This is a genomic window from Acidiphilium sp. 34-64-41 (genome assembly GCF_002282635.1).
In the GTDB taxonomy this organism is placed as follows: Bacteria; Pseudomonadota; Alphaproteobacteria; order Acetobacterales; family Acetobacteraceae; genus Acidiphilium; species Acidiphilium rubrum.
In genome coordinates this window covers 1-18978 of record NZ_NCJX01000021.1, presented here as the reverse complement: position 1 = coordinate 18978, position 18978 = coordinate 1, and the positions used below count along the sequence as shown (strand labels likewise).

14 protein-coding genes and 1 pseudogene are annotated in these 18978 nt (G+C 58.8%); 1 reads left to right on the top strand and 14 read right to left on the bottom strand.

The genetic code is table 11. From position 1 onward, the window contains the following. Positions 1-3: 3 nt before the first annotated feature. Positions 4-375, bottom strand: a complete 372-nt coding sequence (rpsL, locus tag B7X49_RS06400) for a 30S ribosomal protein S12 (RefSeq protein WP_029312048.1) — start codon at positions 373-375, stop codon at positions 4-6. A 354-nt stretch (positions 376-729) separates the two neighbouring features. On the opposite strand from rpsL, the gene B7X49_RS06395 reads away from it, so the two are divergent. Further along, positions 730-1704, top strand: a complete 975-nt coding sequence (locus tag B7X49_RS06395; protein ID WP_286702443.1) for a GNAT family N-acetyltransferase — start codon at positions 730-732, stop codon at positions 1702-1704. Positions 1705-1819: 115 nt separating this feature from the next. On the opposite strand, the gene rpoC is transcribed toward B7X49_RS06395, so the two are convergent. From rpoC to B7X49_RS06330, 13 genes and pseudogenes are all read right to left on the bottom strand, one after another. After that, the gene (gene rpoC / locus B7X49_RS06390; RefSeq protein WP_029312046.1) at positions 1820-5986 is read right to left on the bottom strand and encodes a DNA-directed RNA polymerase subunit beta'; all 4167 of its coding nucleotides are present in this window, start codon (positions 5984-5986) and stop codon (positions 1820-1822) included. A gap of 66 nt (positions 5987-6052) precedes the next feature. Then, positions 6053-10206, bottom strand: a pseudogene (gene rpoB, locus B7X49_RS06385) (DNA-directed RNA polymerase subunit beta). 199 nt (positions 10207-10405) lie between these two features. Next, on the bottom strand, positions 10406-10783 hold the full coding sequence (rplL, locus tag B7X49_RS06380) for a 50S ribosomal protein L7/L12 (protein WP_029312044.1): 378 nt from the start codon (positions 10781-10783) through the stop codon (positions 10406-10408). 221 nt (positions 10784-11004) lie between these two features. Next, positions 11005-11541, bottom strand: coding sequence for a 50S ribosomal protein L10 (gene rplJ, locus B7X49_RS06375; protein ID WP_286702442.1), 537 nt, complete (start codon positions 11539-11541; stop codon positions 11005-11007). Positions 11542-12028: 487 nt separating this feature from the next. Further along, entirely contained in the window at positions 12029-12721 is a 693-nt protein-coding gene (gene rplA / locus B7X49_RS06370) for a 50S ribosomal protein L1 (protein ID WP_286702441.1), read from the bottom strand. Positions 12722-12723: 2 nt separating this feature from the next. Then, entirely contained in the window at positions 12724-13158 is a 435-nt protein-coding gene (gene rplK, locus B7X49_RS06365; protein WP_029312041.1) for a 50S ribosomal protein L11, read from the bottom strand. Positions 13159-13373: 215 nt separating this feature from the next. Next, positions 13374-14306, bottom strand: a complete 933-nt coding sequence (locus B7X49_RS06360; RefSeq protein ID WP_286838651.1) for an HNH endonuclease family protein — start codon at positions 14304-14306, stop codon at positions 13374-13376. A gap of 2 nt (positions 14307-14308) precedes the next feature. After that, entirely contained in the window at positions 14309-15052 is a 744-nt protein-coding gene (locus B7X49_RS06355) for a DUF262 domain-containing protein (protein WP_286702439.1), read from the bottom strand. Positions 15053-15425: 373 nt separating this feature from the next. Then, positions 15426-15638, bottom strand: coding sequence for a DUF2442 domain-containing protein (locus B7X49_RS06350; protein WP_286702438.1), 213 nt, complete (start codon positions 15636-15638; stop codon positions 15426-15428). Positions 15639-15792: 154 nt separating this feature from the next. After that, the gene (locus B7X49_RS06345) at positions 15793-16200 is read right to left on the bottom strand and encodes a hypothetical protein (RefSeq protein WP_286838649.1); all 408 of its coding nucleotides are present in this window, start codon (positions 16198-16200) and stop codon (positions 15793-15795) included. A gap of 167 nt (positions 16201-16367) precedes the next feature. After that, positions 16368-16868: a hypothetical protein gene (locus B7X49_RS06340; RefSeq protein ID WP_286702436.1), complete on the bottom strand. Its 501-nt coding sequence runs from the start codon at positions 16866-16868 to the stop codon at positions 16368-16370. 107 nt (positions 16869-16975) lie between these two features. Beyond that, the gene (locus tag B7X49_RS06335; protein WP_286702435.1) at positions 16976-18043 is read right to left on the bottom strand and encodes a methyltransferase; all 1068 of its coding nucleotides are present in this window, start codon (positions 18041-18043) and stop codon (positions 16976-16978) included. A 131-nt stretch (positions 18044-18174) separates the two neighbouring features. Then, positions 18175-18588 (bottom strand): hypothetical protein, encoded by a 414-nt coding sequence (locus B7X49_RS06330; RefSeq protein WP_286702434.1) that lies wholly within the window; start codon positions 18586-18588, stop codon positions 18175-18177. Positions 18589-18978: the final 390 nt, after the last annotated feature.

The following is an 18978-nucleotide window of genomic DNA, read 5'->3' as shown; positions in this document are numbered from 1 at the left end:
TCCTTACTTCGGCCGCTTCGCGCCATACAGCGAACGACGCTGACGACGCTTGGCAATGCCCTGCGTGTCGAGCACGCCACGCAGAATATGATACCGCACGCCCGGCAAATCCTTCACGCGGCCACCACGGATCAACACCACCGAGTGCTCCTGCAAATTATGCCCCTCACCCGGAATGTAGCTCACCACCTCGTAGCCGTTGGTCAGGCGCACCTTGGCAACCTTACGCAACGCCGAGTTCGGCTTCTTCGGGGTCGTGGTATAAACGCGGGTGCAAACACCACGCTTCTGCGGGCAGTTCTGCAGCGCCGGCACCTTGTTGCGCTTGGCCCGAACTTCACGCCCCTTGGCGATCAACTGATTGATAGTCGGCATGCACTCGTCGTCCTTCTGGCCTAAATCCGTCTAGCCGGGATCACCCGTCACGCGCTCATACAAACACCGCAGGGCGGAGAACACTCCACCTGCGGCAACCCAGACCCGCAACCTAAGTCAACCCCAAGGGACGACGGCGCCGCAAGCGTGAGAGTAATGAACGGCGCGACCGGGAATTCCCCGCGTCTCGCTGAGGCGCCACCCTTAAGAGCCAGGCTCCCCAGAGTCAAGTCGATTCCCTCGAAAAAGGCCAGGGCTCTGCCCTGGACCCGCTGGGGCCTTAGGCCCCAGACCCAACTAGAAAGAGAATGATTTTGTTGCGCCGATGCCGGGGGGCATGGAAGAGTATGGCCGGTGACCCACGCATTTCCACCATCGCTCGAAATCAGCGTGATCGACCGTCGAAATATCGACTTATGGTTCCAAATCGGCCCGAAGCCTGCAAAAGCTCAAGCAGCACGGGACCGAGTGTTGGCTAACATCTCCTCAAACACACCTCACAACGTAGTCCGCCTCGTCGCACATCAGGGATTTGAGACATACGCGAGAATTGCAACCGAAATCGATTCCCGGGGTCGGTTGCAGGTTTGGCCGCCTGTCTTCGCTGATACGTTATCGATGTGCCACAAAAAAAATCTCGCCGGTTTGATACTGAACCGAACACTGGAACTATTTTCCGAAATTGAAATCAAATATAGTGAGACTCGCTTTCTCGAGAGTCACCCTGCTGCGTCAGTCTGGCGGGGTGCCGTGGTCGCTGACCGCTTTGAATTCACTGCGGCAGCCGCTATCCTGACCCATCGACGCTCAGCAACGACGCGAAAGAGTTCAATCGCCCGCAGCATCACTGGCGGGGGTCATTTCACAGAAACCGATCTGCTTGATCTTTACCTCGCATGCCAAACCGATACGATGGACCGAGCCGATAACGACCCCCTGATCGACGTGCGAGCTGATATGGCGGAATTTCTCGATCCTGCCGAGCCCAGCGCCGATCGTACCATCTGGCTGGTCGCAACCGAGGGCGACAAGCCCATCGGGCTCCTCATCCCCCAGATTGATCGTGAAACACGGTCAGGATGGATCGCCTACGTGGGTGTGACCAAATCCCATAGGGGCAAACGTGTCGGCACGGCGCTGATTGAACGCTGTCTCGCCGATCACGACGTCCCAGGACTGCAATTCAAAGCCATGGTCGATCTGATCAACGACCCCTCCATAAAACTCCATCGATCGAGCGGTTTCGCGGATACGTTCGACCGATTCATCACCTACCGCAAACCTTGGAGCCGGGCCGCAGACGATAGCGCAGCAGCCGCACCAATCTGAGACTCCCAAAAGTTTTTTGCTTCTTTTTTACGAAAAAGAAGCCTGCCTCCCTGAACCCAAAAAAAAACCGGCACCCCGAAGGATGCCGGCTTCTTCGTTCCACCAAACGCCGCCGTTACTCCGCCGCAACCTCGCGGCGTGACGGCAGCGCCGTGCGCGTCTGCGCCAGCGTCGTCTTGTCCCGCCCCGCGGCAATCGCGCGCAACCGGCTCATCACGCTGCCGGTGCCCGCCGGGATCAACCGCCCGACGATGACGTTCTCCTTCAACCCGAGCAGATGATCGGTCTTGCCCGCGGTCGCCGCTTCGGTCAGCACCCGCGTGGTTTCCTGGAACGAGGCCGCCGAGATAAAGCTCAGCGTCTGCAGGCTCGCCTTGGTAATACCCTGCAGCACCGGCAGCCCGCTCGCCGCCCGTTCGTCCAGCTTCACCCGCCGCTCGTTCTCCGTCTCGAACTCGATCCGGTCGACCAGCTCGCCGATCAGATACGTGGTATCCCCCGGCTCGGTGATTTCGATCTTCTGCAGCATCTGGCGCACCACGACTTCGATATGCTTGTCGTTGATCTTCACGCCCTGCAGTCGATAGACATCCTGGATTTCATTGACCAAATAATCCGACAACGCCTCGACGCCGAGCACCCGCAGAATATCATGCGGCACGCGCGGACCATCGACCAGCGGGTCACCCCGATGGACGTAATCGCCTTCCTGCACCGACATGTGCTTGCCCTTCGGCAACAAATACTCGGTCTCCTCGCCGGTCTCGTCGTTCTTGACCAGAATGCGGCGCTTCGCCTTGTAATCCTTGCCAATTTCCACCCGACCATCGATTTCCGCGATGATCGCGTGATCCTTCGGCCGCCGCGCCTCGAACAATTCCGCCACACGCGGCAGACCGCCGGTGATGTCACGGGTTTTCGAACCTTCGCGCGGCATCCGTGCCAGCACGTCACCCGCCTGCACCGTCGCACCGTTCTCAACCGACAGGATCGAATCCGGCGGCAGGAACGAACGCGCTTCGGCGCCGTTGGCCAGGCGCACGATCTCGCCCTTCTCGTCCTTCAGCAGCAGGCGTGGCCGCAAATCCGCGCCCTTGGCCGATTGCTTGTAATCGACCACCACTTTCGAGGTCAGCCCGGTCACGTCATCGACCCGTTCGACCAAGGTCACACCTTCGAGCAGATCGGCGAATTCGACCACGCCGCCCCGCTCGGTGATGATCGGCAGGGTATAGGGATCCCACTCGGCCAGTTTCTCGCCGCGCGTCACGCTCTGGCCTTCCTCGGTCAGCAACCGCGCACCGTACGGCACCCGGAACTTCGCGCGTTCACGCCCGGCCGCATCGGTAATCGCAAGTTCGCAGTTGCGGCTCATCACCACCGGCACGCCGGCCGAATTCGCCACCACGTTGCGGTTCTTCACCGTCACCGTACCGTCATGGCTCGCCTCGACGTTCGATTGCTCGGCCCCACGCTGCGCCGCACCACCGATATGGAAGGTGCGCATCGTCAGCTGCGTGCCCGGCTCACCGATCGACTGCGCCGCGATCACACCCACCGCCTCGCCGGCATTCACCGGCGTGCCGCGTGCCAGATCACGCCCGTAGCACATCGCGCAGACGCCCACTTTCGACTCGCAGGTCAGCACCGAGCGGATTTTCACCTGCTCGACGCCGGTCTTGTCGATCCGGTCCGCCTCGATCTCCTCGATCAGCGTATTCGCCGCAATGATCAGCGAACCGTCAGTCGGATCGAACACGTCCTCGGCCGTGGTCCGCCCCAGGGTCCGCTCGGCGAGGCCGGAAATCACCTCACCGCCATCCATCACGGCCCGCACGGTCAAGCCGCGCTCGGTGCCGCAATCATGCGCGATGATGATGCAATCCTGCGCCACATCGACCAGTCGCCGGGTCAGATAGCCCGAGTTCGCCGTCTTCAACGCAGTATCCGCCAACCCCTTACGCGCTCCATGTGTCGAGTTAAAATACTCGGCAACAGTTAAGCCTTCCTTAAAGTTGGACAAAATCGGCTGCTCGATGATCTCGCCCGAAGGCTTGGCCATCAACCCGCGCATACCCGCCAGCTGACGCATCTGGGTCGGCGACCCACGCGCGCCGGAATGGCTCATCATCCACACCGAATTGGTCTGCTTGCCCGGCTCCTGCTTGGAAATCTCGCGCATCATCGCGGCCGCAACCGTGTCGTTACAACGCGACCACGCATCGATCACCTTGTTGTAGCGCTCGCCCGCCGTGATCAGACCATCGTGGTACTGCGCCTCGAATTCCTTGACCTCGGCCTGCGTCTTCTCGAGCAGATCCTGCTTCTCGGCCGGGATCACCATGTCGTCCTTGCCGAACGAAATGCCCGCCTTGGCCGCATGGGTGAACCCGAGCGCCATCAGCCGGTCACAGAAAATCACCGCCTCTTTCTGGCCGGTATGGCGATACACCGCATCGATCACGTCCGACACGGTCTTCTTGGTCAACTGGCGGTTCACCAGCGCATACGGCACTTCATGATGCTTCGGCAGCAAATTGCCGATCATCGTGCGCCCCGCCGTGGTCGCCACCACCTGATACGAAACCGTGCCATCCGCCGCGGTCACCGCCACGCGCGCGCGGATGCGGTCGTGCAGCTTGATCCGCTTGGCGCTCAGCGCGTGCTCGATCTCGCCGGCATTGCCGAACGCCGGCGCATCCTTGTCGGCAACGCCCGAAAACTCCGGCGTCTCCAGCGACAGATAATACAGCCCGAGCACAATGTCCTGGCTCGGCACAATAATCGGCTTGCCGTTGGCCGGGTTCAGAATGTTGTTCGTGCTCATCATCAGCACGCGCGCTTCCAACTGCGCCTCGATCGACAGCGGCACGTGCACCGCCATCTGATCGCCGTCGAAATCGGCGTTGAACGCGGTGCAGACCAGCGGATGCAGCTGAATCGCCTTGCCTTCGATCAAAATCGGCTCGAACGCCTGAATACCCAGGCGATGCAAGGTCGGCGCGCGGTTCAGCATCACCGGATGCTCGCGGATCACCTCTTCGAGAATGTCCCACACTTCGGGACGCTCCTTCTCGACCATGCGCTTCGCCGCCTTGATGGTGGTGGCAAGACCGTATTTCTCGAGCTTGGCGTAGATGAACGGCTTGAACAATTCGAGCGCCATCTTCTTCGGCAGGCCGCACTGGTGCAGCTTGAGCTCCGGCCCGACCACGATGACCGAACGGCCCGAGTAATCGACGCGCTTGCCCAGCAGGTTCTGGCGGAACCGCCCCTGCTTGCCCTTCAGCATGTCCGACAGCGACTTCAACGGCCGCTTGTTGGTCCCGGTAATCGCCCGGCCGCGCCGCCCGTTGTCGAACAGCGCATCCACGCTCTCCTGCAACATGCGCTTCTCGTTGCGGACAATAATATCCGGCGCGCGCAGCTCGATCAGCCGCTTCAAACGATTATTGCGGTTGATCACGCGGCGATACAGATCGTTCAAATCAGACGTCGCAAAACGCCCGCCGTCCAACGGCACCAGCGGCCGCAGTTCCGGCGGAATCACCGGCACCACGTCCAAAATCATCCACTCCGGCCGCGTGCCGGATTCAATGAACGCCTCGACCAGCTTCAACCGCTTGACCAGCTTCTTGCGCTTCGCCTCGGACGTCGCTTCCTTCAAATCAGCCCGCATGGTGACCTGCTCGGTCTCCAGATCGACCTGTGCCAGAATCGACTTGATCGCCTCCGCACCGATGCCGGCCTTGAACCCGTCATCGCCGAATTCGTCCTGCTTGGCGTACAGATCATCTTCCGACAGCAGCTGATAGCGCTTCAGATCCGTGGTGTACGGATCGAGCACGATATAGCTCTCGAAATACAGAACCTTCTCCAGATCCTTCAGGGTCATCTCGACCATGGTGGCAATCCGGCTCGGCAGCGACTTCAAAAACCAGATATGCGCAACCGGCGAGGCGAGCTCGATATGCCCCATCCGCTCGCGCCGCACCTTGGCCAAGGTCACCTCGACGCCGCATTTCTCGCAGATGATGCCACGGAACTTCATCCGCTTGTACTTGCCGCACAGGCACTCGTAATCCTTGATTGGCCCGAAAATACGGGCACAGAACAACCCGTCCCGCTCCGGCTTGAAGGTACGGTAGTTGATGGTTTCGGGCTTCTTGATCTCACCGAACGACCACGAGCGGATCTGCTCGGGCGAGGCGATCTGAATGCGGATCTGGTCGAAAGTCGCGGCCTGGCCGGTCTGGCCCAGAATCTTCATCAAGTCGTTCATGCAACAATCCCTTTCATCGACGCGGCGTGGCAACCCCACCCCGCGCCATGATCAAACCGCCAAAACTCACTCAGCCGAAAGCGTCAGATCGACGTTGAGACCAAGCGATTTCAATTCCTTGGTCAGCACGTTGAAGCTCTCCGGCACACCCGCCTCGAAATTATCCTGCTCGCGCACGATCGCCTCATAAACCTTGGTGCGGCCCGAAACGTCGTCCGATTTCACGGTCAGCATTTCCTGCAAGGTATAGGCGGCACCATAAGCCTCGAGCGCCCACACTTCCATTTCGCCGAACCGCTGCCCACCGAACTGCGCCTTGCCCCCCAGCGGCTGCTGGGTCACCAGCGAATACGGCCCGATCGAGCGCGCATGGATCTTGTCATCCACCATGTGCCCGAGCTTGAGCATATACATATAGCCCACGGTCACCTTGCGCTCGAACTGCTCGCCGGTCCGCCCATCCGCAAGGGTCATCTGACCCGAAATATCGACCCCGGCCTTCGCCAGCATATCCTCGATATCGGTGATGCGCGCGCCATCGAACACCGGCGTCGCGATCGGCACGCCCTTGCGGATATTGCCGCACAATTCGGCAACATCGGCATCGTCCATGATCTCGATCTGCTTGGTGTAGATCTCCTCACCATACACATCCTTGAGCATGGCATGCAGCCGCTCGCGCTCCTGCCCGGTGCGCCGGTAGTTATCGACCAGCTCACCGATCTGCCGCCCGAGATTGGCGCATGCCCATCCCAGATGCGTCTCGAGAATCTGCCCGACATTCATGCGCGAGGGCACACCCAACGGGTTGAGCACGATATCGACCGCGGTGCCGTCCTCCAGGAACGGCATGTCCTCGATCGGCACGACCTTCGAGACCACACCCTTGTTGCCATGGCGTCCGGCCATCTTGTCGCCCGGCTGCAGCTTGCGCTTCACCGCGATGAAGACCTTAACCATCTTCATCACGCCCGGCGGCATCTCGTCGCCGCGCTGCAATTTCTCGACCTTGCTCTCGAACCGCGCCTGCAATTTATGCACCGCCGCATCGAATTCGCGCTTCAGCGTCTCGATCTCGGCCATCACATGATCGTCCTGCACGGTCAGATTCCGCCAGGCATTGCGCGGCACTTCGGCGAGCAGTTCGGCATTGATCTCGCTGCCCGAGCGCACGCCCTTGTAGCCCGACCCGGCAAGCTGCCCGAGCAGCTTCTCGCGCAACCGGTTCAGGAACGCGCGCTCCTGAATCGCCCGCTCGTCATCCCGATCCTTGGCAAGCCGCTCGATCTCCGACCGCTCGATCGCCAGAGCGCGCTCGTCCTTATCCACACCACGCCGGTTGAACACCCGCACATCGACAATCGTGCCCGAAACCCCAGGCGGCAGCTTGAGCGAGGTATCCCGCACGTCGGATGCCTTCTCACCGAAAATCGCACGCAACAGCTTCTCTTCCGGCGTCATCGGGCTTTCGCCCTTCGGCGTCACCTTGCCCACCAGAATATCACAATCCCAGCCTCATCCAGATTGCGCAACGCCTCCTCGCCGACATTCGGAATATCACGCGTGATTTCCTCCTGCCCCAGCTTGGTGTCGCGCGCCATCACCTCGAATTCCTCGATATGGATCGAAGTGAACATGTCCTCGCGCGCAATCCGCTCCGAAATCAGGATCGAATCCTCGAAATTATACCCGTTCCAGGGCATGAACGCGCACAGAATGTTCCGCCCCAGCGCCAATTCGCCCAACTCGGTCGACGGTCCATCGGCAATGATATCGCCCGCCCCAACCCGGTCGCCCACCCGCACCAGCGGCCGCTGGTTGATGCAGGTCGACTGGTTCGAGCGCATGAACTTGCGCAACCGATAGATATCGACACCCATCGTCGTGCCATCATCGTTGGTCGCCCGCACCACAATCCGCGCGCCATCGATCTGGTCGATGATGCCGGCCCGCCGCGCCACGATGGTCGCACCCGAATCCTGCGCCACCGCCGCTTCCATCCCGGTGCCGACCAGCGGCGCGTCCGAACGGATCAACGGCACCGCCTGACGCTGCATGTTCGAGCCCATCAGCGCGCGGTTGGCGTCATCGTTCTCCAAAAACGGAATCAACGCCGCAGCAACAGAAACCAGCTGGCGTGGCGACACGTCGATCGCCGTCACTTCCTCCGGCCGCACCAGCCGGAAATCGCCGTTCCGCCGCACCGAAACCAAATCCTCGGTCAGCGTGCCGTCTTCCAGCTTCGGCGCATCCGCCTGAGCCACCGTCAACCGCTCCTCTTCCATCGCCGACAAATACTTATAGTCATCGGAAACTTTACCGTTGGTTACCATCCGGTACGGCGTCTCGATAAATCCGTACTTATTCACCTTGGCAAACGTCGCCAGCGAGTTGATCAACCCGATGTTCGGCCCTTCCGGCGTCTCGATCGGGCAGATGCGGCCATAATGCGTCGGATGCACGTCGCGCACCTCGAACCCGGCCCGCTCGCGCGTCAACCCGCCCGGTCCCAACGCGGACAGGCGCCGCTTATGCGTCACTTCCGACAGCGGATTGGTCTGATCCATGAACTGGCTCAGCTGCGAGCTGCCGAAAAACTCCCGCACCGCCGCCGCCGCCGGCTTCGCATTGATCAGATCATGCGGCATCACCCCGTCGATATCGACCGAGCCCATCCTCTCGCGAATGGCACGCTCCATCCGCAGCAGCCCGACCCGATACTGATTCTCCATCAGCTCACCAACCGACCGCACCCGCCGATTGCCGAGATTATCGATATCGTCGATCTGCCCGCGCCCATCCTTCAGATCGCACATGATCTGAATCGTGCGCAGAATATCCTCTTTCCGCAGCACCCGCATCTGGTCGTCGCACTCGATCCCCAGGCGCATGTTCATCTTCACCCGCCCCACGGCGGACAGATCATAGCGCTCGGAATCAAAGAACAACCCGCGGAACAACGCCTCGGCGGTCTCGCTGGTCGGCGGCTCGCCCGGCCGGATCACCCGATAGATATCGACCAGCGCATCCTCGCGGTTCGAATTCTTGTCCACCGCCAGCGTATTGCGAATCCACGGCCCCTTGGTCTGATCCACCGCCAGCGTCGGAATCACATCCAGCCCGGCCGCCTCGAACACCGCAAGCTTCGCCTCGGCGATCTCCTCGCCGGCATCGGCGAAAATCTCACCGGTGTTCGGATCATACAAATCCTCGGCAACATACCGCCCGACCAGATCGGCCCGGCTGACCAGCACATGCTTGGTCGTCTCGCCAATCTTGCGGGCCGCCCGCGCCGTCAGCTTCTCCTCGGCCTTGGCCACCACCTGGCCCGTCTCGGCATCGACCAGATCTTCAACCAGCTTCGCGCCACGGAACAATTCCGGCTCGAACGGCCGCGCCCACGCGCTCTCGCCGTTCCCATCCTTGGTCCGGGTAAACGGCACCTGGCCATAGAACGTGCTGAGGATCTCCTCGGCATCCATGCCCTTGATTTCACCGATTTCCAGCGTCTCGCCCTTGGCCGTCCGCGCTGCCCGCAGCGCCTCGGTCGCCTTGCTCTCCAGCGCATACAGCAACGTCGTGATCGGCAGCTTGCGCTTCCGATCGATCCGCACATACGCCAGATCCTTGGCATCGAACTCGAAATCCAGCCACGATCCGCGATACGGAATCACCCGCGCCGCGAACAAAAACTTACCCGAAGCATGGGTCTTGCCCTTGTCGTGATCGAAAAACACGCCCGGGCTGCGATGCATCTGACTGACAATGACCCGCTCGGTCCCATTGACCACGAACGTGCCGTTATCCGTCATCAGCGGCATATCGCCCATATAAACGGGCTGCTCCTTGATGTCGCGGATCGAACGCGCCCCGGTATCCTCATCCAGATCCCACACGATCAACCGCAGCACCACCTTCAGCGGCGCCGCATAGGTCATCCCGCGCTGAATGCACTCTTCCACATCATATTTCGGGTCTTCGAGCTCGTAATAAACGAACTCCAACCGGCCCCGCCCGGCGAAATCATCGATCGGGAACACCGATTTGAACACTTCCTGCAAACCCGACACCGAACGCGAATCCGGCGACACGTTCATCTGTAGAAACGCGTCATAGCTCGCGCGCTGCACATCGATCAGGTTGGGCATCGGCGTGGTTTCGGGAATTCTCCCGAAGCTCTTGCGGATGCGCTTGCGATTGGTAAAGGAAATCTTGTTCATGCCACCCGAAATCGCATTCATGCCCATACCCCAATCAATAATTCAGTAACGAACCATCGCCCGACAGCGATGCCGTATCGTATCAGTCCAAATCTCGCCCATCAGGCGCAACAGCAAACGGGCGGAGTGCCCGAGGGCACTCCGCCGAAGTCAGGTCGAAAACGCCGCGGTGAGTTGCCTCACGCGGCGTCGCGGTAAATCATTCGATGCCGACAGATGCGCCCTGCTCTTCCAGAACCTTCTTGATCTTCTCGGCCTCGTCCTTGTTCACGCCTTCCTTCACGGTCTTCGGCGCGCCTTCAACGAGGTCCTTGGCTTCCTTCAGCCCAAGACCGGTGATCGTCCGGATTTCCTTAATCACGTTGATCTTCTTGTCCCCGGCGGCCTTCAGCACGACGGTGAATTCGGTCTGCTCCTCAACCGGAGCCGCAGCAGCGCCTGGCGCCGCCGCAGCAGCAACCGCAACCGGTGCCGCAGCCGAAACACCCCACTTCTCTTCGAGCAGCTTAGAAAGCTCCGCTGCTTCGAGGACAGTGAGGGAAGAGAGTTGGTCAACTAAATTTGCGAGATCAGCCATTTCGTCAGTTCCTATAATACTCGTTGTGATGGTTCCATGCAAGCCCGAACCGTTCGGGCTCGCTCACGGCGACGCTGAAGGGGTATCAGAAGTCTTCTTTTTCTGAACAAAAAGAAGCAAAAAAACTTTGTTAATCTAGCCCTTACCGGTGAAACCAGCGCGGACCAGAGTCAGAAAGTTTTTTGCTTCTTTTTTACAAAAAAGAAGCCTTCTTCCTCCCCTCACGCCGCCTCAGCGGTCTCCTCAGCCCCATTTGCCTTGGCATACGCCCCAAAGACCCGCGCAAGTTGCCCCGCCGGCGCCTGCAGCACACCCGCAATCCGCGTCGCCGGCGCCTGGATCAGACCCAGCAGCTTGCCACGCAGTTGATCGAGCGACGGCAGCTCGGCCAGCGCGCGAACACCCGATGCATCGAGCATCTGAGTCCCCAACGCGCCACCGACCAGCACGAACTTCTCGTTGGTCTTGGCGAACTCGACCGCAGCCTTTGCCACCGCTACCGGATCATGCGACCACGCCAGCGCGGTCGGACCCTTCATCAGCGGCACCAGCCCGTCGAACTTGGTGCCTTCCAAGGCGATATGGGCCAAACGGTTCTTCGCCACTTTATATTGTGCGCCCGCCGCCCGCATCCGCACGCGCAACGCCGTCACATCGGCAACCGTCAACCCGTCATTGCGGGTCACCACGATCATCGACGTCTCAGCGAACACGGTCGCAAGCGAGTCCACGAACTCACGCTTCTGTGCGCGATCCAATTCGGTCTCCACTCGTCAGGCATCACGCGTTTGGACCGCGCAACACCGGTTTGCCCAAAGCGGCAAGGACCATCCCAGCCGCATGTTCGCCTGTCCGTGATTGGAACCATCGGTGCCTCAACACCTCCGACACCCCATCTACGGCCTGCGGGCTCACACCCATTAAAGTCCGAAAGGACTACAAACCGTCTTGGACAGGTCCGGAACCACCAGCATAGCCGGCAATCCCGTCATGGCCGAGCCAAAGCCCGGCACATTCTCAATACAACCCCACCCCGTCATTGCGAGCCCTTGCGAAGCAATCCAGCCCCGTCCCAAACCCGCATCCAAAGTAAGGCGAAGTAAGCGAAGCCTTCTTTTTGTGAACAAAAAGAAGCAAAAAAACTTTATGACTCTAGCCCGTACCGTCGAAACGCCCGTGCACCAAATTCAAAAAAGTTTTTTGCTTCTTTTTTACAAAAAAGAAGCCTTCCCTACCCTAACGCCCTCAAGCCGAAAGCGTACTCACATCAACCCGAACCCCAGGTCCCATCGTCGAAGACAACGCCGCCTTCTGCAAATAAGTCCCCTTCGCCCCGGCCGGCTTCGCCTTCTGAATCGCATCGACCAACGCCTTCGCGTTCTCGATCAACAACCCGGCATCAAAACTCGCCTTGCCGATCCCCGCATGAATAATCCCGGCCTTCTCCGCCCGAAACTCCACCTGGCCCGACTTCGCCGCCGTAACCGCACCCTTAACGTCCATGGTAACGGTCCCCAGCTTCGGATTAGGCATCAGCCCGCGCGGCCCGAGAATCTTACCCAGCCGCCCAACCAGCGCCATCATGTCCGGCGTCGCGATGCAACGATCGAACGCAATGTTGCCCGCCTGCACCTGCTCGGCCAGATCATCGGCACCCACCACATCCGCACCCGCCGCCCGCGCCTCATCCGCCTTCGGCCCGCGCGCAAACACGCCTACCCGCAGCGTCTTGCCCGTGCCGTTCGGCAACGAAATCAGCCCGCGCACCATCTGATCGGCATGACGCGGATCGATGCCGAGATTCAACGACAACTCCACAGTCTCATCGAACTTCGCCGTCGCATTGGTCTTCACCAACGCCATCGCCTCATCCAACGCATAGGCCTTGTTCGCCTCGACCGCCGCGGTCGCCTTAACCAAACGCTTGTTCTTCGCCATGATCAGCCCTCCACCACCGAAAGACCCATCGACCGCGCCGACCCGATCAACATGCGCACCGCACCATCGACATCATTGGCGTTCATATGAACCATCTTCGTCGCCGCAATTTCCCGCAACTGCGCCATGGTAACCTTGCCCACGGTCGCACCCTTGCCGGTCGTCGTGGACCCCTTGGTAATCCCCGCCGCCTTCTTCAGAAAATACGTGTTCGGCGGCGTCTTGGTGATAAAGGTAAAGGTCCGATCGCCAAACGCGGTAATCACCACCGGCACCGGCATGCCCACTTCCATACCCTGCGTCGCCGCATTGAAATCCTTGCAAAACTGCATGATATTCAACCCGCGCTGCCCCAAAGCAGGCCCAACCGGCGGCGACGGATTAGCCTTGCCCGCCGGTATCTGTAACTTAATATAGCCAACAATCTTCTTCGCCATAAGGCGCACTCCCATCCGCTGACGCAAAACGCCAATAGACCGCGGTCCAACCGGCCAGAGCACCACGCCCCAGCCTCCCGCGTTCTGTGTGCGCCGCCTATATCGCCCCCGGACCGAATTGTCGAGTCGGGGAGCCGAAGGTAAGCAAGCCGTTCTTTTTTGGAAAAAAGAACCAAAAAACTTTTTCGAGTCTGGCGCTGCCAGTCGTCACTGAGTTATGGGCGGACCGACCAAATCTTTGCAGCTACTTTGGCCATTTCGATCTGTCGCTGATCGATCGACGCCTTATTCCAAACGGGGAAATCTGCAATCATCGCCGTGAATTTGAATGGTGAAGCCTCAAATAGACGTCTCTTGGTTTCGAAGGTATCGTTTCCCACAGTACTGTTTACCTTCGCAGAGAGGATCGCCATATTCCCCAAACGTCTCTGGAATGCCCTCGTATCATCCGTTGACCAAAGCTGTGTCCAGTAAGGAGAGGGTGTTATCGGTAAAATATGCTCAAGGTTGACGCTTTTCGGGTCTGCATTAGGCACCAGTTCACCGGTTGTCTCGGGCGACTCCGACTCCAGAGTACGCAAGTAGTATCTCGCAAGTGCTTGCTTCGAGATCGATGCAACCGAAAAAGCAGCAATGAACGCAGAATCAGTCGGGAGGGTGGTAAAAACCTTAAGTATATCAGCTATCGTTTTTAGGGTGCCGTCCGTCACCCCTCGCGCAGCCTCGCTGTATATTCGCTCAAGGGTGCCACCGCCAGCGCCACCAACAATCTGAAATCTTACTGCTGCCGCAACAAGCTTGCGGAACGCTGCTGAGACTGATCGAGGGTCTAGCCTATCTAAAATTGCAATTAAAAGAGGGCGAACCTGAACCATGCCGAGTAGATTCAGGGCAACTACGGAATTTCGCGTAGTCGTGTCGTACTTAGACCACAATTCGTGATCTGCATTTATTAATGACGCGTATATTTTTGATGTATTACTCAAGTCAGTCGAAAACTGAACTGCTAATTTTTTATTCGTTATTTTTCTCTTTATCACTCCGAATAACTCTTTCTCTCGAACAAGACCATATCTCGACATAGAAAAATGTCGAAGATAAGTTACTATTAGCGGATCATCTGTTGCACTTTCCAAAGTGGCAACCATTGTTAGCCATCTATTTTTACCTCCTCCATTTTGTCACCCGATTTATGAAAAAGATAGTTCTTTAGTAGGTCCGAGATCGCTAACTCCAATCCACGGTCGTTCAGTGTTTCAAATATAACAAACGCATTACTGGCATCTGGAGCAGTCACTAATATCACCTTCAGATTTGACTCCAGATAATCAAGCCAACTATGAAGCTTTTCATCCGCATCGGAAGCGACAGCAGTTATATCATCAATGTATTTCCGTATGCGATTAGATGCTTCAATTAGTCTTTTATGCGACTGCCTCTGAAATCGACCAACATCTATATTTGTTTTATTTTCGATAATTTCTTGATAAAATTCATTGTCAACCTCGTTTAATACAAGTTTTGGCTCACGTTCTTTGGTTTTTCGATCGACATTCGCAAGAAAATCATTTCGAATCGATGTCTCAGCTTCAACGTCTCGCTGATCTCTAAATTTGTCACGGATAGCTGATATTAATAAACTAACAGTCGTTAGCCGCTGTTGCCCGTCTACAACTTCGTATCTGCGATCAATAGGTCCCGTTACTACTATCGAACCAAGAAAATATTCTTTTTCTTTTCCGTTAATAGCGTCGTTGATGTCATTAAGAAGCGATTCAACGTGTTCGATTTCCCACGCATATGACCTTTGATACGCTGGAACGCTGAACCTTCGTGTTTTCAAAATATTGCTTATTCCGTCGAGCTGTATACTTATTTCCTGTACTTGCGACATTTAAACCTCTCATTTTTATTTAAATCGTGGAAACAGTTTAGCAGGCGTAGAATGGGCAGAGCCTTTGCGAAGCCCATCAACTTCGTGTGAACAAAGGTGCGTTGGCCCGCTGGCCAAAGCATGTTCGTGCTCGTCGTCGTATCACCAAGCGAAGGGCGGATAAACAAAGCGCCATCCGCCATCTTTCCGTACCCCAACCGCCGCCCCCCGCGATGATCACATCAACGCGACGCCAACGGACCCACCCCGCCCGATCCCGCGCCACCGCCGGCATCGACCATCAGCACAGCTGCCCAGCGCATAGCCTCCTGAGCCACAACCCCGAAATACCGCCCAGATGCCACAAACCGCACATCGGCCATCCGCGCGGCGATCACCCCACGGATCGCGCACCAACCCACCGTCCCGACCCACCCGGCGCCCGCGCCCCACGCAACAACCCCTCGGTACTCAAATCCTCATCCAGATCGGGCCAATGAATCCCATACCCGGCCCCGGCAATTTCCCACCGCGCCCGTTGATCCGGCATCGCTCCGAGCAATCGCGGATACCACGCCAACGGCACCGCAATCCTGCGCCCGTCCATCCCAATTCATCATCCGTCACCGCAACGCTGCGCACCCGAATGTTCAAATCACCGTCCGTCAAAGAAACCATGCCATCCCTCCAACAATTCTGCCCCACGCACCCGACCAAAAGAGGCCACTCAGTTTCGCCTCATCCTGGCACCCGTCCCATCATCACTTACATCCCGCGTAAGCCGGCCCCTTCGACTTCACGAATTCATCCTGACCAGCGTTCCAAATCAACGGCGGCGTACAATACGTGCCCAGCACCGCCGCACCCGCCACCCGCATCACAATCCGCCGCGGCCAGTCATCCCGCCAATCCTCGAACAAGACCGCCTTGGTCCCAGGCCCCTCGCCAAACAATCCTTCCTGAAGATGCCCAACAGCCCGATCACCCGGCGTCAGAATAACCGGCAACGGAACCGGGTCCGCGTTCATCAGCGCCATGCTATCCCGCCCATCCCAAGGCTTGCCGTGATAAAAATAGAGACGGTGATGCCGCGCCGCCGCATCCTGGCGCAACGCCACAATTTTCAAAACAACCCGCCCCCGCCCATCACGCACCCGGCACTCGGTCAAATAAGGCCTATACGCCCCCGCATGAGCACCAAACCAAACCTCCGCTTTCGCGCTCACCCCCCCAGAAACCGCACCGCAATCGGCCAGCGCTAACTTAACCGGCGGAGACGCCACCGCCCAACCGCTCAAACCAAGCCATGCAACACCGAACAAAACGATCCGCGAAATCATGATTTTTTCTGCCACGCCCAGAAGGTAACATGCTTAAACACCTGCACATTATCCCAAGGGTCAAACACCGTCTTGTCGCCATCGCTAACCGCCCCAGGCCATGGCCCGAGCGATGTCGACATCGCCGGCGGAAACATCCCGTGCGACGGCATCATCCTGCCATCCACTTTATATCCACCGCTCGGCCTCCAACGCCCCGGCAAAACAACAATAACATGGCCATGCCCGCCGGGTTCCGCCAAACCGCCTACCACCACCACGCCACGATCAGCCAGAGCCGAGGCCTCAGCGTAATCCCGGACTTTGCTCCATCCATTGGCCGGATTGGCAAGATATCCCATCAGCGCGTTGGCAAGCCGATATGGTGCCGCCGGATTTACCAACTTTCGAATAACGTCATGCACGGCGCCCGAGCAATTACCCGGATTGTGCAAATAAGCCTGTTGCGCAACCTTGCGCAGCAACTCAACCGCAGAGGCCTTGACGACTGTGCGCATATCGATGTCGCCTTGTTGAATGTAATCTTAAAAGATTAACAAGCGAAGGGCGGCACCGCAACCATGTCATCATTCTTCTCTTCCCCCGCCCATCGCCCCCAACGCCATCACCCAACCCGATCACCGCCCCGCGCCTCAAGCACCGCCATCCCCCCCGCATTCCCAATCCGCGTCACATCCCCAAACCCCGCCGCCGCCATCAGCGCATTGAACCCCGCCATCGTCCGCTCGCTCCCCCCGAACAGCACAAGCATATTCAAATCATTGACATAGGTGCCGGCATCCCCCGCGCCGATCTCGGCCGCCAGCACCTCCTCGATCACGATCAACCGCGCCCCCGGCGCCATCGCCGCCCGCACCGCCTTTAAAATCGCAATCGCTCCCGCATCCGGCCAATCGTGCAAAATCCACGACAAAACATAACTCGTCCCGCCCTGCGGCACGCGCTCAAGAAAACTGCCCCCCTCGATCACGCACCGCGCCCGCAAATCCTCCGTATCGATATACTGCCCCGCCCCCGCCACCACACTCGGCAGATCATACAACACGCCGCGCACGCCCGGGTTCCGCAGCAAAATCTCCCGCAGCAGCGACCCCGCGCCACCGCCGACATCGACAACGACCTCCCCATCCGCAAACGAAAGCCCCGCCGCCAGCGCCGCATGCCGCCCCGCGAACCCGACGCTCATCAGCGACGAAAACACCCGATGATCCTCAGCATGCGCATCCATATGCTCAAAAAACCCGCGCCCGTTCGCCACCGGAAAACTCGCCGCCCCCGTCCGCACGCAATGGCTCAACCCACCCCACGCCCCCCAGATCGAAGGCATCGTCCAATACCGCATGAACCAGGCGAGCGAGCGCGCATCATCCCGCCGCAACAAGCGCGACGCCTCGGAATGCCCCACCATCCGCCCCGCATCGATCGTGAAAATACCCTGCGCCGCCAGCGCGCGCACCAGCCGGAACAAAACCCACTCGTCACACCCAAGCCGCGGCGCGAGCGCCCCGACCGGCGCCAGTTCATCAGCCCCCAGCGCATCCGCCAGCCCGACCTCACAAGCCGCCCCAACCATCTGCGCCAGGATCAACCCATCGACCGCACCAAACAACAACCGCCGCGCATCCCCAATTGAATGCCCGGCCTCATCCGCACCGCCCATCGCCTCGTCCATCGCCCTGCCCGCTCCCGTTCAATCGATACCCTCGAATAAACCAGCGACCGCAAAAGCAAAGCACAATCGAACAAATTATCTCAGCACAACAAACCATCGGCCGGTGGCATACCCACCGGCCGAGGCCAAACTCAGCCCTGGTTGCCGCTATCGTAATGGAACTTCGGCATCGTCTTGAACGTCGATTCCGATGCACCCGGATAAACCACGCTGTAATCCGGCTGTTTGGCGGTCGAGCTCGGGTCACTCTTCTGGAATTTCAGCTTGCTCAGCGGAAACGAAACCATCCGCCCATCCGCCGAAGCCACCACCGTCGTCGGTCCACCGCTGTCGCTGACCAGAATGTTCTTCAACGTCGCAAGATCCTTGCCTTTGTCGTTGTAAATCGTGGCGCCATCGAGCCCCGATGTCCGCAACATCCCGTGCGTCATCGTCAGCATGCCACCAAGCTTGTTGTTGGCAGTTCCGCTGTCAGCCATCGCAGCGCCATAACTACCCAAAACTAAGGCACCGGCCAGAATTCCGGTTTTGACAATCCTGTTCATTCTACTCTCCGTATAAAAACTGCGTTTTCCAAAAAACCGTTGCACTCACAGGCAACTGTCAGGAATACAAAATTCGGACGGCCGCCGCTCTATTACAACCACACAGTCCTGTCCCGGAAATTACAACGTCTCAACACCCAAACATCCAATCTCATATCCCCAATCCAACCACCCCGCCCCCGCAAGCGCAGCGCGTGCAGGATTCGCATCCCCCGATACCCATCACCCCAGCCCCCAACCCCACCACGTCATTGCGAGCGCAGCGCGGCAATCCAGCCCCGCCGCACCCCCAAACCAAAAATTCTAACGCACCCCTAACAAACCCCTTTCTCACCCCCCACCCTCTATGTTTATCTCCCCCCATGATCTCGAACGCGCCCTTCATGCCCG

Bases quoted from the DNA above. Each gene is read 5' to 3' on its own strand.
- B7X49_RS06360 (WP_286838651.1), bottom strand. From the start codon at position 14,306: ATGGTTGCCACTTTGGAAAGTGCAACAGATGATCCGCTAATAGTAACT.
- B7X49_RS06335 (WP_286702435.1), bottom strand. From the start codon at position 18,043: ATGGACGAGGCGATGGGCGGTGCGGATGAGGCCGGGCATTCAATTGGG.
- B7X49_RS06350 (WP_286702438.1), bottom strand. From the start codon at position 15,638: ATGGACGGGCGCAGGATTGCGGTGCCGTTGGCGTGGTATCCGCGATTG.
- B7X49_RS06330 (WP_286702434.1), bottom strand. From the start codon at position 18,588: ATGAACAGGATTGTCAAAACCGGAATTCTGGCCGGTGCCTTAGTTTTG.
- B7X49_RS06355 (WP_286702439.1), bottom strand. From the start codon at position 15,052: ATGTCGCAAGTACAGGAAATAAGTATACAGCTCGACGGAATAAGCAAT.
- rpoC (WP_029312046.1), bottom strand. From the start codon at position 5,986: ATGAACGACTTGATGAAGATTCTGGGCCAGACCGGCCAGGCCGCGACT.
- rpsL (WP_029312048.1), bottom strand. From the start codon at position 375: ATGCCGACTATCAATCAGTTGATCGCCAAGGGGCGTGAAGTTCGGGCC.
- B7X49_RS06340 (WP_286702436.1), bottom strand. From the start codon at position 16,868: ATGCGCACAGTCGTCAAGGCCTCTGCGGTTGAGTTGCTGCGCAAGGTT.
- rplA (WP_286702441.1), bottom strand. From the start codon at position 12,721: ATGGCGAAGAACAAGCGTTTGGTTAAGGCGACCGCGGCGGTCGAGGCG.
- rplK (WP_029312041.1), bottom strand. From the start codon at position 13,158: ATGGCGAAGAAGATTGTTGGCTATATTAAGTTACAGATACCGGCGGGC.
- rplL (WP_029312044.1), bottom strand. From the start codon at position 10,783: ATGGCTGATCTCGCAAATTTAGTTGACCAACTCTCTTCCCTCACTGTC.